Origin of the sequence: Affinundibacterium macrobrachii (assembly GCF_014652415.1) — a bacterium.
Classification (GTDB): domain Bacteria; phylum Pseudomonadota; class Gammaproteobacteria; order Burkholderiales; family Burkholderiaceae_D; genus Undibacterium; species Undibacterium macrobrachii.
In genome coordinates, this window is record NZ_BMYT01000001.1 from 717,457 (window position 1) to 732,144 (window position 14,688).

At 45.5% G+C, this 14,688-nt stretch carries 14 protein-coding genes; 1 reads left to right on the forward strand and 13 read right to left on the reverse strand.

Annotated elements, in window-relative coordinates:
- The first annotated feature begins 6 nt into the window (after nucleotides 1-6).
- Nucleotides 7-306 (forward strand): hypothetical protein, encoded by a 300-nt coding sequence (locus IE103_RS03285; protein WP_229827041.1) that lies wholly within the window; start codon nucleotides 7-9, stop codon nucleotides 304-306.
- 126 nt (nucleotides 307-432) lie between these two features.
- Here IE103_RS03285 and cysM read toward each other — a convergent pair whose 3' ends face one another.
- The 13 genes from cysM to serC form a co-directional block, all read right to left on the reverse strand.
- Nucleotides 433-1,335: a cysteine synthase CysM gene (gene cysM, locus IE103_RS03290; RefSeq protein WP_189344553.1), complete on the reverse strand. Its 903-nt coding sequence runs from the start codon at nucleotides 1,333-1,335 to the stop codon at nucleotides 433-435.
- A gap of 222 nt (nucleotides 1,336-1,557) precedes the next feature.
- Nucleotides 1,558-1,896, reverse strand: a complete 339-nt coding sequence (locus tag IE103_RS03295) for a ComEA family DNA-binding protein (RefSeq protein ID WP_189344554.1) — start codon at nucleotides 1,894-1,896, stop codon at nucleotides 1,558-1,560.
- A gap of 110 nt (nucleotides 1,897-2,006) precedes the next feature.
- On the reverse strand, nucleotides 2,007-2,924 hold the full coding sequence (rfaE1, locus tag IE103_RS03300; protein ID WP_229827043.1) for a D-glycero-beta-D-manno-heptose-7-phosphate kinase: 918 nt from the start codon (nucleotides 2,922-2,924) through the stop codon (nucleotides 2,007-2,009).
- A 31-nt stretch (nucleotides 2,925-2,955) separates the two neighbouring features.
- The gene (locus IE103_RS03305) at nucleotides 2,956-4,326 is read right to left on the reverse strand and encodes a UDP-glucose dehydrogenase family protein (protein ID WP_189344556.1); all 1,371 of its coding nucleotides are present in this window, start codon (nucleotides 4,324-4,326) and stop codon (nucleotides 2,956-2,958) included.
- 139 nt (nucleotides 4,327-4,465) lie between these two features.
- Nucleotides 4,466-5,641 carry a lipopolysaccharide assembly protein LapB gene (gene lapB, locus IE103_RS03310; RefSeq protein ID WP_189344557.1) on the reverse strand — a complete coding sequence of 392 codons (1,176 nt, stop codon included), beginning with the start codon at nucleotides 5,639-5,641 and terminating at the stop codon, nucleotides 4,466-4,468.
- A gap of 34 nt (nucleotides 5,642-5,675) precedes the next feature.
- On the reverse strand, nucleotides 5,676-6,002 hold the full coding sequence (locus IE103_RS03315) for a LapA family protein (RefSeq protein WP_189344558.1): 327 nt from the start codon (nucleotides 6,000-6,002) through the stop codon (nucleotides 5,676-5,678).
- 213 nt (nucleotides 6,003-6,215) lie between these two features.
- Nucleotides 6,216-6,521, reverse strand: a complete 306-nt coding sequence (locus IE103_RS03320; RefSeq protein WP_186916709.1) for an integration host factor subunit beta — start codon at nucleotides 6,519-6,521, stop codon at nucleotides 6,216-6,218.
- Between the two features lie 27 nt (nucleotides 6,522-6,548).
- Nucleotides 6,549-8,249, reverse strand: coding sequence for a 30S ribosomal protein S1 (rpsA, locus tag IE103_RS03325; RefSeq protein WP_189344559.1), 1,701 nt, complete (start codon nucleotides 8,247-8,249; stop codon nucleotides 6,549-6,551).
- 269 nt (nucleotides 8,250-8,518) lie between these two features.
- On the reverse strand, nucleotides 8,519-9,199 hold the full coding sequence (gene cmk, locus IE103_RS03330; protein WP_189344560.1) for a (d)CMP kinase: 681 nt from the start codon (nucleotides 9,197-9,199) through the stop codon (nucleotides 8,519-8,521).
- Nucleotides 9,196-10,533 carry a 3-phosphoshikimate 1-carboxyvinyltransferase gene (gene aroA, locus IE103_RS03335; RefSeq protein ID WP_189344561.1) on the reverse strand — a complete coding sequence of 446 codons (1,338 nt, stop codon included), beginning with the start codon at nucleotides 10,531-10,533 and terminating at the stop codon, nucleotides 9,196-9,198. The genes cmk and aroA overlap by 4 nt, the downstream gene beginning before the upstream one ends.
- A 130-nt stretch (nucleotides 10,534-10,663) precedes the next feature.
- Complete coding sequence (locus tag IE103_RS03340; RefSeq protein ID WP_189344562.1) at nucleotides 10,664-11,593, reverse strand: prephenate dehydrogenase; 930 nt, start codon at nucleotides 11,591-11,593, stop codon at nucleotides 10,664-10,666.
- Between the two features lie 158 nt (nucleotides 11,594-11,751).
- Complete coding sequence (gene pheA, locus IE103_RS03345) at nucleotides 11,752-12,825, reverse strand: prephenate dehydratase (RefSeq protein WP_189344563.1); 1,074 nt, start codon at nucleotides 12,823-12,825, stop codon at nucleotides 11,752-11,754.
- A gap of 711 nt (nucleotides 12,826-13,536) precedes the next feature.
- On the reverse strand, nucleotides 13,537-14,649 hold the full coding sequence (serC, locus tag IE103_RS03350) for a 3-phosphoserine/phosphohydroxythreonine transaminase (protein WP_189344564.1): 1,113 nt from the start codon (nucleotides 14,647-14,649) through the stop codon (nucleotides 13,537-13,539).
- Nucleotides 14,650-14,688 lie beyond the last annotated feature (39 nt).

Below are 14,688 nucleotides of genomic sequence, written 5' to 3' on the forward strand. Positions count from 1 at the left end.
CCAAACTTGACACAATTAGAATCAGATGAAATCGACTACGATCCAAATAATCTTTTGGATACTTTGATCAAACAATTACATCTGAAAAATGACGCTGCGCTCTCTAGAGCCTTAGAAGTTGCGCCACCAGTTATCAGTAAAATCCGTCATCGTCGTTTACCTGTTGGCGCATCTTTATTGATCCGTATGCATGAAATCAGCGATGTCAGCATCAAAGATTTACGCGCATTAATGGGTGATCGCCGCGCAAAATTCCGCATCAGCGACAAACAATTCAAGCCTAAAGACACTGCAAATAACGGCTAAAACTTAGATTAAAATTTAGATTTAAATCTAGGTTTCGTTAAAAAAATCGAAGATCAGTTAAATACTGACTTCGATTTTTTGTTTTTCGTTGCCATTAAACAACAATCGAAAAGAAAGCTCCAAATATTAAGCGGGAAACACACCTGTCGATAAATAACGATCTCCACGGTCACACACAATAAAAACGATCGTCGAATTTTCGACTGTTTCTGCAATTCTTAAGGCAACTTCACAAGCTCCCGCAGCAGAAATACCGCAAAAAATACCTTCTTCCACAGCCAATCTTCTCGCCATTGCTTCGGCACTTGCCTGACTCACCGATTCAACAGAATCAACTAATTCATGTTGATAAATCTGCGGCAGGTATGCGTCTGGCCATTTTCGTATACCTGGAATTTGTGCACCATCTTCGGGCTGCACACCAATAATTTGCACTTGTTGATTTTGCTCTTTTAAGAAACGAGAGACGCCCATAATCGTGCCAGTAGTTCCCATTGCGCTAACAAAATGAGTCACTTGTCCATTGGTATCTCGCCAAATCTCTGGCCCCGTGCTTTCGTAGTGCGCTAATGGATTATCTGGATTTGCAAACTGATCCAGAATGACGCCTTTGCCTTCTTTTTGCATCTTCTCGGCCAAATCACGCGCTGTTTCCATTCCACCAGCTTGTGGTGTTAACACAATTTGTGCACCATAAGCCGCCATGCTTTGACGACGTTCGATACTCAAATGTTCAGGCATCAGCAACACCATCTTATAGCCACGCATCGCCGCCGCCATTGCCAAGGCAATGCCAGTGTTTCCACTTGTGGCTTCAATTAAAGTGTCACCCGGCTTAATTTGCCCTCGTTGTTCAGCTCGCCGAATCATCGACAAGGCGGGACGATCCTTGACTGAACCAGCAGGGTTATTGCCCTCCAACTTGCCTAAAATAATATTATTTCGACGTATCGCTTCAAGGCTAGGCAAACGCTGCAAACGAACCAAGGGAGTATTCCCTATGGTGTCTTCAATGGTTATATAACTCATAGTAATAAGGCGTAATAGAAACACAAATTCATATTCTAATACTTGTACACGTTTTCTGCAGAAATCAACTGTTTCTCTAGATCTAAAGCAAACAAAGCAGCAAACGAAGTAGCAAAAAAAAAATGCTAGATAATTGGAACAAAAACTGGCAACAGATTGAAAAAAACCTTACTTCGATGAAGTAAGGTTTTTATTTAATTTCAAACATCAATTAGATCAATGCTATTTGGTCGTTTTCGCTTTCGCTTGATTGGCCGCTTTATCGCTGGTCTCGTCCTTTTTTGCAACAGCACGCGCTTGTCCGTTCACAGTTAAACCTGCATCTGACAATTTCATTGCGCTCTTCTCACCGATACCTTTAACGCGACTCTCAAAATCTGCCCAATCTTTAAAATTTCCACCCTTCGCTCTCTCAGCTAAAATAAGTTTGGACTTTGCTGGACCAATGCCTTTAATACCGTCAAGTGCAGCTTGATCTGCTTTATTTACATCCACATCAGCAAACGCAAAACAAACACTTACACACAAACTTGCAACTGCAAAAATGATCTTTTTTAACATCGTAAGCTCCCAAAATAATTCAATAAATTGACCTGAATTGAGCAACAATAAAAAACTTTACATGCAAATTTATTATTGCAAACACATAATACATTAAATTTATTAAAAATCTACTTATTTTGGAATAATTCTTCTCTTGTTACGGTTGCTGTACCCAATTTACCCACAACGATACCACCAGCTTGATTTGCAATTAGCACGGCGTCGTGCAAGCTTTTTTCTTCCGCCAACATCGCAGCGACTGTTGCGATTACAGTATCTCCAGCGCCAGATACATCAAACACCTCACGCGCCATCGCAGGCACATGCAGAATTTCCTCATCGGTAAATAAAGTCATTCCCTCTTCTGATCTGGTCAACAATAAGGCTGCAATATCGAGCTCTTTACGCAGCGATTGTGCTTTTAAAGTTAAGTCAGCCTCGTCTCTCCATTCGCCGATAATTTGGCGCAATTCTGATTTATTTGGCGTTAGCAAACTAGCGCCACGATAAATCGAATAATCACTACCCTTAGGATCAACCAAAATATATTTTCCCAACTGCTTCGCATGCGCGATCATCGTCGCCACGTTAACCAAACTACCCTTAGCATAATCAGATAGTACGATCACATCGTGATCTGCGATCAAGCTATTAAATCGTGACAACTTATCCTGCAAAATTTGCGCAGTGGGCTTCTCTTCAAAATCGATGCGAATTAATTGTTGCTGTCTTCCAATCACGCGTAACTTAATAATCGTTGAGATACTGGGGTCGTGATTAAGATAGCTATGAATTCCAACTTCACTCAAAAGCGCTTCAACACTCTGGCCTGCTTCATCTTCGCCAATCACCCCTAGCAAGCTGGTTTCAACGCCAAGAGCCACCGCATTACGCGCCACATTCGCCGCACCGCCTAGGCGCTCTTCACGGCGTTCTACGCGCACAATCGGCACTGGCGCTTCAGGAGAAATTCGATTCACTTCACCGAACCAATAACGATCTAACATTACGTCGCCAGCAACCAAAATACGCTTCTGTGTGGTCATCTTCATTTGATTTCAATAAGTTGAGAACGGATTACTGACTCAATACAGCACGACCTATCGGATAGTATTCCATACCCAATGATTTCACTGTGCGTGGGTCGAACAAATTTCGTCCATCGAAAATGACAGGATGCTTCAATGTTGATTTGATCGTCTCTAATTCTGCAGAGCGGAAAATTTTCCATTCAGTCACAATCACCAGCGCATCAGCATCTGACAATGCGGTTTGTGCATCTCTAGCAAAATGAATCTGATTCAACAACACAGGTGCATCAGCAAAATCCAAAGCCAGCACGCGCTGCGCTTCCTCTGTTGCGACAGGATCAAACGCAACGATGTGCGCACCAGCTCGCAACAATTCTTGAATTAATACGCGCGACGATGCTGCACGCATATCGTCGGTATCAGGCTTAAATGCTAATCCCCACAGCGCAAACTTGAGCCCTTGTAAATTCTTGCCATACTTTGCAAAAATCTTGCTTCCTAACACATGCTTTTGATTTTCATTAACTTCTTCAACTGCTCGCAAGATTTTTAATTCATAGTCATATTCTTGCGAAGTCTTTACTAATGCTTGTACATCTTTAGGAAAACAAGAGCCACCGTAGCCACAGCCAGCCATCAAAAATCCTGGACCGATGCGAGGATCTGATCCTATACCTTGGCGGACCGCGTCGATATCGACACCAACTTTGTCCGCCAAATTCGCCAATTCATTCATAAACGAAATACGCGTCGCTAACATCGCATTCGCGGCATACTTTGTAAACTCTGCAGAACGTACATCCATCCAATAAATTTTGTGCCCTGCAGATTCAAAGCTCGCATACACCTCGCGCATGATTTGTTGCGCGCGCAAGCCTTGAGTGTCATTGGCATGCCCAATCACTAGGCGATCTGGTTTCATGAAATCCGCTACCGCAGCACCTTCTTTCAAAAACTCAGGATTGGAAGTAACGGCAAAATCCAAGGCTGACTGACGTGACTTGAGTTCTTCAGCAATCGCTGCGGATACCCGATCCGCAGTACCTACAGGCACCGTCGACTTATCAACCACAACTTTAAAACTAGTCATGTACTTACCAATATTGCGCGCCGCAGCGACCACGTATTGCAGATCCGCAGAACCATCTTCATCTGGCGGTGTTCCCACTGCGATGAACTGCACATCGCCATGCGCCACGCTAGCTTCAACATCGGTCGAAAAACGTAAGCGCCCGGCTGCAACATTGCGCGCTACTACTTCATCTAAACCTGGCTCGTGAATCGGAATCCCCCCGCTATTCAAAATAGCGATTTTGCGTTGATCAACATCTAAACAAAATACATCGTGTCCAACTTCTGCCAAACATGCTCCCGTCACCAAGCCGACGTAACCTGTACCAATAATTGTTATTTTCATTTTTAAAACAAATCCATAATTAATCTATCTAGCTGTGAAAGAAGCCGAAGCGCGTAGGTGCAAAAGCAGGTTCATACCATTATCGATCGGCGTTCTCACCCCACAAATGGCGATGTCTTGACTGACTTTACTCATCAATTTAATTCATCACGTTGAGCTCTTCGGTACGGCGCGGTGGATAAGTCTCCCACTTACTACATCCCGGACATTGCCAATAAAATTGACGCGCTTTAAACCCGCAGTGGGTGCATTGGTAACGCGTGAACTTCTGCGCGTAACCACTAACCAGATTTTTAACAATCGATAACTCTGGAAGCACTTCAGGAGGAGCAGTCATCATGCGCGCATCAAGTAATTTGTCGAGGCCCAATAAAGTCGGCGTACGGCGTAATTCATTACTGACTAACTGATTCGCCTCGGTGACACTCTCTAACTCCAAAGTGGCTTTGAACACGACTTCTAGCAAGTCGATAGAAGGTGCTTCTGCTAGATAGGATTTCAACAAATTCAAGCCCTCGTGCGGACGCTCTAACTTGCGATAGCCATCCATCAAGCGTTGTGCGACTAAAGCTACGTGTGGCACGCTTTGCTGCTCCACTCGACGCCACGCCAATACCGCTTGCTCAATATCACCCTTAACCAAATAGATGTCGCCTGTCAAAATAGCTGCTCGCACATTATGCCTATCAGTTGCGGTAGCTTTCTCTAGCATGGCCATCGCTGCTTCTGGGTGGGTATGCACCAATTCATCTTGCGCAATTTCACAGTAAAACTGAGCAATCTCTTTTTGTCGACCGCCAGCACCTGACTCTTGCAAAGCATGTGCAGCATCAATCGCGCGCAACCATTCTTTTTCTCGCTGATAAATTTCGAGCAAAGCTTTTCGCGCCGGAATCGCATATTGACCAGCAACGAGCTGATTAAAAGTCTCTTCGGCACGATCGAGCAATCCAGCTTTCAAGTAATCTTGTCCCAGTTCAAACATGGCTTGTGTTTGCTGTTCAACTGGCAAATCAGGACGGGATAATAAGTTTTGATGTACGCGAATTGCGCGTTCAGTCTCGCCACGACGTCGGAATAAATTACCAAGAGCGAAATGCAATTCAACCGTTTCTGGATTGAGTTTAAGTATCTCGATAAAAGCATCAATCGCTTTATCTGGCTGCTCATTGAGCAAAAAATTTAAACCTTTAAAGTAACCTTTCGGTAGGCTACTGGACTCAGAAATAAGCTGCCGAATATCGATACGGGCTGCGATCCAACCCAAGCTAAAGAAGAGCGGAATACCTAGTAACCACCAGATTTCAAATTCCATAATGACGGGTCTCAGTGGGGGTTAAATATTGATTTTAAGAGTTACGAATGGGATTAGAAACGGCATCAGGATTAGGCGCTTGATTTGCCGCAGCTTGTTCCTGTTGGCGCTCCTTTTCGATCTCTGCGATTGTCTTTTTATGACGCGAGATATCACGACGATGACGAAACATCATGGGTGTCATCGCTAGCAAACAAAACACCGCGCCAGCGACAAAAAAACACAACAATAAAATCACTAAAGGTGCCGATTGTTGATAGCCCCAGAAATACTCAAGCGTGACGATTTTATCGTTCTTTAATGCAAACCCTAAAAAAGCGATAAATACCAACAGCCAAATAATTTTAGAAATAATTTTCATGGTTAACCTAAGTGACCTATTTACAATTAATTCGCCAACCTATTTTCTTCTTATCGATCAAAGATTTAGCTGATAACGATTCAGAAAGAACATACAAGACGAAAATGAATATGTGAAATTGTACGTGAAAAAAAACGGCATATCGGGAAATCCCTTATGCCGTTTTGTTTTCTTAGTGCAAATTACTCACTTTTTTCCACAACTGCTAACAACTTAGTCACGCAGTATGGGCTGACCGACAGTCGCATCGACCCGCTCTCGCAATTCTTTACCAGGTTTAAAATGCGGCACCCGTTTTTCAGGCACCATCACTTTATCACCCGACTTAGGGTTACGACCGATACGCGGTGGACGGCTATTCAAAGCGAAACTACCAAAGCCACGAATCTCAATTCGCTGGCCAGTAGCCAGTGAATCAGACATCGCATCCAAAATAGTTTTGACGGCGATATCCACATCTTTCGCTACCAGTTGTGGATACCGCTCGGCCAGACGAGCAATTAGCTCTGACTTGGTCATAAATGCAGCCTTTGACTAGGTCGTTGCTTAGTTTTTGTTATCGAGCTTAGCTTTCAACAAAGCACCGAGGCTTGTTGTGCCAGAAGCAGCGTTAGAGTCTGTCGACATTTTTGCCATTGCTTCTTGTGTATCCGCTGTATCTTTTGCCTTGATAGACAATTGGATACCACGTGCTTTACGGTCGATATTCAATACCAATGCTTCAACTGTGTCGCCAACTTTCAAGTGTGTACCAGCATCTTCCACGCGATCGCGGGAGATCTCAGATGCACGCAAGTAGCCTTCAACTTCGTCAGCCAATTGAATTACTGCGCCTTTAGCTTCAACAGATTTAACTGTACCAGTCACCAATGCGCCTTTGTCATTCATTGCGCAGTAGTTGTTGAATGGGTCACCTTCCAATTGTTTTACGCCAAGAGAAACGCGTTCACGTTCAACGTCGATCGCCAACACAACTGCTTCCAACTCGTCACCTTTCTTGAAGCGACGAACTGCTTCTTCACCTGTTTCGTTCCAAGACAAATCAGACAAATGCACCAAACCGTCGATGTTGCCTGTCAAGCCAATGAACACGCCGAAGTCAGTGATAGACTTGATCGCGCCTTTAACTTTGTCGCCTTTTTTGAAGTTCAAGGAGAAGTCATCCCATGGATTTGCTTTGCACTGTTTCATGCCCAAGCTGATACGACGACGTTCTTCGTCGATTTCCAATACCATAACTTCAACTTCGTCGCCCAATTGAACAACTTTGTTTGGTGCAACGTTTTTGTTTGTCCAATCCATTTCAGAAACGTGGACCAAACCTTCAATACCTTGTTCAACTTCAACGAACGCACCGTAGTCTGTCAAGTTAGTGACTTTACCGAACAAACGTGTGTTTGCTGGGTAACGACGTGCCAAACCTGTCCAAGGATCATCGCCCAATTGTTTAACGCCGAGAGAAACACGGTTTTTCTCTTGATCAAACTTAAGGATCTTCGCAGTGATTTCTTGACCCACTGTGAGAACTTCAGATGGGTGACGTACACGGCGCCATGCCAAATCAGTGATGTGCAACAAGCCATCGATACCGCCCAAATCAACGAACGCACCGTAGTCAGTGATGTTTTTAACCAAGCCAGTAACCACTGTGCCTTCTTTCAGGTTTTCCATCAATTTCTGACGTTCTTCACCCATAGAAGCTTCAACAACTGCACGACGTGACAACACAACGTTGTTACGTTTACGGTCGAGCTTGATAACTTTGAATTCCATTGTTTTGCCTTCGTAAGGAGTTGTATCCTTAACTGGGCGTGTATCAACCAATGAACCTGGCAAGAAAGCGCGAATGCCGTTTGTCAAAACAGTCAAACCACCTTTTACTTTGCCGTTTACTGTACCAACAACCATTTCGCCAGACTCCAGCGCTTTTTCGAGCGCGAGCCATGATGCCAAACGTTTTGCTTTGTCGCGGGACAAAATTGTGTCACCGAAACCGTTTTCCAATGATTCGATCGCTACGGATACGAAATCACCGATGTTAACTTCCAATTCACCTTGGTCGTTTTTGAATTCTTCAACAGGGATAAAGGCTTCAGATTTGAGGCCTGCGTTCACGATCACGAAGTTGTGGTCGATGCGAACGACTTCGGCAGAAATCACTTCACCGGAGCGCATATCTTGGCGTGACAAAGACTCTTCGAACAAAGCTGCGAAGCTATCTGCACCAGTTGCGAAATCTTGAGACATGTAGACTGTAGACATAATATTTACGAGTTAGCCGGAATAGGACAAAAGGTCTATTTACCGGGTTGAGTTAAACAAACTCATTCAGACTTTGCGTCTAAATGAGAACCAAATAAGAAACTCCACGAATCCAGCAAACGAAACTTCATCATGGAATTCCTTTTTGCGAGCTCCAGAAATTCGATTTTAGGGTTGCAATGCTAGGCGCAAAACGGAGCAATACACGAGTATTGCAAGTATTTGCGACGACGCAGTGCGCCCTACAATCGGATTTATCGAGCTTCGCGAACAGCGTTTGTGTAGAGACTAAGTATCTGATGCACTGCTTCATTCGCAGTGATATGAGACGTATCTAAGATAAACGCGCCTGGTGCGGGTTTGAGAGGCGCTTCTGTGCGAGCCATGTCGCGAGCATCACGTTCTGCCAAATCTTTTACCAAGTCTTCCATATTAGCAGGAAAACCCTTTTCAATCAATTGCTTATAACGACGATTTGCACGTGCTTCCACACTTGCTGTCAAAAAGACCTTTTGGATTGCATCTGGGAAGATCACGGTGCCCATATCACGCCCATCAGCAACCAAACCAGGTGCTTGTCGAAATGACACTTGCAGCTCGACCAAGGCTTTTCGAACCAATGGCAAAACGGCAATTTTCGAGGCAGCGACGCCAATTGCCTCTTGCCTTACCTCATCCGTCACATCGTCACCAGCGAGAAATACATGACCTCTTTCAAATCGACATGGCAATACACGTGCCAAATCAGCAATTTGTTGCTCTTCCCATAAATCGATCCCGTGACGTATCGCGGACAAGGCAGTCAAACGATACAGTGCTCCGGAATCGAGGTAATGAAAACCCAACTGCTTCGCCACACGATGCGCGACCGTTCCTTTTCCGGAAGCGGTAGGACCATCAATGCTAATGACAGGAATATTGGTAGGACCGTTCAAAATAAATCCTCGTGTTTGATCTTCATAAAAGCTTCGAAGAAGTCTGGAAAAGTCTTAGCAACGCACTTAGGATCATTAATCCGCATCGCTGCACCTCGGCGCGCAACGCCATCTAAAGTCGCCAATGAAAAGCACATCGCCATTCTGTGGTCATCATAGGTATCTATCGTCGCCGGCGCAAGTTCGGCCGGTGGCGTGACCGTCATAAAGTCTTGACCTTCCTCAACAATCGCACCGAGTTTGCGCAACTCTGTTGCCATTGCCACAATGCGATCAGTTTCTTTAACGCGCCAGCTTTCGATATTGCGCAAAGTCGTGGTGCCGTTCGCATACAAAGCAGCGATCGCGATCGTCATCGCTGCATCGGGAATATGGTTAAAATCCATATCAATTGCTTTAAGTGGCCCATGCGTTTCGGCTTCTATCCAATTATCCCCCATGGTGATTTTGGCACCCATTTTTTCTAACGCCTCAGCAAAACGGACATCACCCTGTATGCTATTTTTGCCAACGCCTTCAACTCGAATCGGCCCACCCGCGATCGCACCAGCAGCTAAGAAATACGATGCTGAAGAAGCATCTCCTTCCACATACACCACTCCAGGCGACACATAATGCTGGCCTGCTTTGATCGTGAAACGCTGCCAACCATCGCGCACGACTTCGACACCAAAGCGTGCCATCAAATTCAAAGTAATTTCGATGTAAGGTTTAGAAATTAAATCGCCCACCACTTCAATCACCACATCACTATGCTGAGCGGCGAGTGGTGAAGCCATCAACAAAGCGGTCAAAAATTGGCTAGAAACATTACCCTTCACTTGCATCTTCTGTGCATGAATATGCCCGCGCTTAATGTGCAAAGGTGGGTAACCAGGATTGCCTGTGTAATCAATCTGCGCCCCGACGGCGTTTAAAGCATCGACCAAATCGCCAATCGGACGCTCATGCATACGTGCCACACCATGCACGGTATAGTCGCCACCTAGCACAGCCAGTGCAGCGACTAAAGGACGAATCGCCGTACCCGCATTTCCCATAAATAAATCTGCGTGATGATTTGGAAATACGCCATTTGCTCCAATCACCGTGTAGTTGTGGGTATTCCTTTCTTGGGTCCAATGTACGCCGAGTTTTTGCAAGGCATTTAACATCACCATCGTATCGTCAGAGGCCAATAAATCATGGATCTGAGTTGTCCCTTTGGACAAGGCTGCCAACAATAAAATTCGATTCGAAATACTTTTGGAACCGGGCAAACGAACTGTGCCCTGCACTTTCATTACTGGGTGTAAATCGAGATATGGTGGGTAATGTTTGCTGTGTTCTTTCATGCTCTTTCTCTATTCAAATACAACAGAATTTATTCGTGCAGGGTGGGCTGTGCACACCCTTTTTTTAACCAATCACCTCGATGCGCACGGCGTAAGTTATTTAACACTACTTATACCTACTTATACCTATTTAATCGCCGCCATCTCTATGCTGTGCTTCTGCTGCTTCGATCGCTGTAATCCAATTTAGCCGCGCGGTTTGTGCACGACTGTAAATTGCTTCTAAAGCAGCGCTATCATTAGATTCTAAACTTGCGCGCAATTGATTTAATTTGACACTATAAGAATCCAACTCCTCCAAAATCGCATCGCGATTAGCTAGACTAATATCGCGCCACATCTCTGGTGAAGATCCTGCAATACGCGTGAAATCACGAAAGCCACTTGCCGCATATTGAAACAAACGATCTGCGTGCGGTTTTGCAGCGATATCATCAACCAATGCGTAAGCCAACAGATGCGGCAAATGGCTCACAGAGGCAAATACTTGATCATGCTCCTGTGGGCTTAAATAATGAATGATGGCACCACAAACACGCCATGCTTGCGCAAGCAATTCAACTGCTTGATCACTATTTTCTGCTAGACGTGTGATCACGACTTTTTTGCCAACATACAAATCATCGATAGCTGCTTCAGGGCCATTTTTTTCACGCCCCGCAATCGGATGCGCGGGGATAAATTGCGCGATTTTTTCATGCAAGGCATTTCGTGCAGCGCGCACGACATCGGCTTTGGTACTGCCGGCGTCTGTGACTAAAGTGTTTGCACCCAAATATGGATAAATCGCGCTGAGTATCTTTTCGGTTTGCGCAACAGGTGTCGCGATCACAATCAAATCCGCATCGACAACCGCTGATGCGATATCGTCGGTAAAGCTGTCGATAATATTTAGCTGTTTCGCACTCTCCAAAGACGCTAAGTGGCGGTCTAATCCGACAACATGCGTTACTGCGTTCGCCTTTTCTAAAGACAAAGCGAAGGAGCCGCCAATCAGGCCAACGCCGAACAAAACAACTTTATTAAAGAGTGGACGCAGATGCGTCGCTTGTTTTTCCATCTTTATGCCAGTTCAAATGCTTTGCACTACTTTGTCGTTTGTATTGTCACCCCTGCGAAGGCACGAGCCTAATGTCTTTGCTTAATCAACAAACGCCACTAGATTCCCGCCTTCGCGGGAATGACAAACATATGAAATTAATGGGAAGCTACCGCACCTCAAACCGTGCAAGGATACGATCCGAGAATTTTAAAAAAGGCCGCATCCTGATTCAACTCTTCCATCGCCGCTTTGACCTTAGCATCCATCGCGTGCCCCTCGACATCAACGTAGAAGTAATATTCCCAATTGCCGGTGCGTGCTGGACGTGATTCGAAGCGCGTCATTGATACACCGTGCTTAGACAGAGGTGCCAACAAATTGTAAACAGCACCCGCCTTATTTGGCGTCGCTAACACGATAGAAGTTTGATCCTTGCCGCTAGGCGTTGTATTCAAATGCCCCACCACAGCAAAGCGCGTGCGATTATGTGGGTCGTCTTGAATATGCGCACTGACGATTCCCAGATTGTATTGATGACCGGCGATTTCACTCGCAATCGCCGCCACGCTGTAATCAGCACTCGCCATACGCGCAGCTTCTGCATTCGATGCAACCGCTTGTCGCTCGACGTGCGGGTAATGTTGATTGAGCCAAGCCTGACACTGCGCCAGTGCTTGCGAATGCGCGCAAATACGTGTCACGCCTTCCATAGTACCGGACTTACTCATCAGGCTGTGTTGCACAGGAATCGCAACTTCCCCGCTAATCGCCAAACTCGTTTGCAATAACAAATCGAGAGTGCGATTAATAGCGCCCTCAGACGAATTTTCAATCGGCACCACGCCAAAATCGGCCGTACCTGCTTCGGTCGCACGGAATACTTCGTCGATAGAAATGCAAGGCAAAGCTTCGATCGCGTGACCGAATTGCTTATACACCGCTTGTTCGCTAAAAGTACCAACGGGACCCAAGAATGCCACCACCACACGCCGCTCTAGCGCACGACAGGCGGACATCACTTCGCGGAAAATTAATTGAATATCTTCGTTGAGCAAAGGTCCCGTATTTTTTGCTGCCATGTTGCGCAAGACCTGCGCCTCACGTTCAGGTCTAAATACTGGCGCGTTAGTTTCTGCTTTCACATGCCCAACTTCTTGCGCGACCATCGCACGTTGATTGAGTAATTCCAAAATCGCCGCGTCGATCGCATCGATTTTTTCTCTAAGAGGAAGTAATTTATTGTCGTTCATTTGAAAACCTAAAAACCGTTTTGGGATAGGTCTTACGCAAAACAGACGCTGGCGTTGTTGCGTTCGCCTCGCCGTACATACGTACTGTCTTCGGCTCCGCGCCTAGCCAGCACAATTTTGCGTAAGTCCTACAAAATTCATTGAAGCACAAAGTTTCAATGAAAAATATTAAGCAAGACTATCAATCTTATTCAAGCTTTTGACTTGACCCATCAGCGCCACGGTTTCTAGGTGATGGTGGGTACCATGCGAAGAAAGGGCTGATGATGCAGATAAATTTTATTTATATCCAAGCGATCCAACAAAAAGCTCAAATGTAGGGCGGGTGCAACCCGCGCTACTTACAAGCTCGAGATTCTGGCGACGCGGGTTTCACCCGCCCTACAAACTAGTCGCCCGTAAATTTAATATAAGTATGTAATTGATCGATTGATCGTTCAACCAATCAGATTACTTTCTCTAAGTGCTCACGAAATTTCGAATCGTCTTGTTTTTTCGCCTCGCTCCGCAATTCTTCAAGTAATAATCTTATCTGGGCCTGATTAAAAATCGTGTCCCCTGCGCAATCAACAAACCGTAAACAAAAAGAATCCGATAGCTTTGGCCATGTAGTCATCGCAAGCTTCGAGATTACCTGTTGAGAATCGAAAACCTCCTGCTTTTCTTCGTGCCGTTCATTGATCCACGCAACATTAACGCCCATCATGAATCCTAACTCTTAAAAGTATTCTGCGTCGCAAAATCTCGCATAAACGCCACCAAAGCCTGCACACCTTCAATCGGCATCGCGTTATAAATCGACGCACGCATGCCGCCGACTGATTTATGCCCTTTCAGCTGCAACAATCCACGTTCTTTCGCGGATGTCAAAAACGCGGCATTTAAGGATTCGTCTTTCAAATAGAAAGGCACGTTCATGCGGGAACGGAATTCTTTCGCGACTTTCGTCACATAGAAATCGGTGCTATCCAAAAAGTCATACAGCAAATTGGCTTTCGCAATGTTTTGACGCTCCATCGCAGCTACGCCGCCCTGCCGCTTCAACCATTGGAACACTAAGCCAGCAATATAAATAGAATAGGTCGGTGGCGTGTTGTACATCGAATCATTGTCCGCCACATTTTTCCAATCAAAGGCCGACGGGCAAATGGATAAGGCGGAGCCTAATAAATCTTCTCGCACAATAACCAAGGTTAAACCCGCAGGGCCGATGTTCTTTTGCGCACCGCCAAATATCACGCCGTATTTGGTAACATCAATCTCGCGCGACAAAATATGCGAGGACATATCGGCTACTAAAGGGGCATTATTGGTTTGCGCAGCGACGTCAGGGACAAAATGATATTCGACGCCGTCTATCGTCTCGTTGGTGCACAAATGCACGTAAGCAGGGTCAGCACTCAATTGCCAACTGCTGAGATCTGGAACCACGTCAAAACCTGTCGCTTGGCTCGACGCTGCAACGTTCACATTTGCGTATTTTTGCGCTTCCTTAATTGATTTTCCACTCCAAGATCCGGTATGAATAAAATCAATCGTCGCAGGCTGTGCTTTACGCCCAACCAAATTCATAGGAATGATCGCATTTTCGCCAAGGCCGCCGCCCTGCAAAAACAAGACTTTATAGTTGGAAGGAACGTTCAATAGCTCGCGCAAATCGGCTTGGGCTTGCGCCAAGATAGACATAAATTCTGGACCGCGATGACTCATTTCCATCACCGACATGCCGCTACCATGCCAATCTAACATTTCACTCGCTGCCTGTTGCAAGACTTCTTTAGGTAAGACGGCTGGGCCGGCTGAGAAATTGTAGATCGTCGTCATGGCATTCAAGCTTTTGTATTCAAACGTAGGGTGGGCACG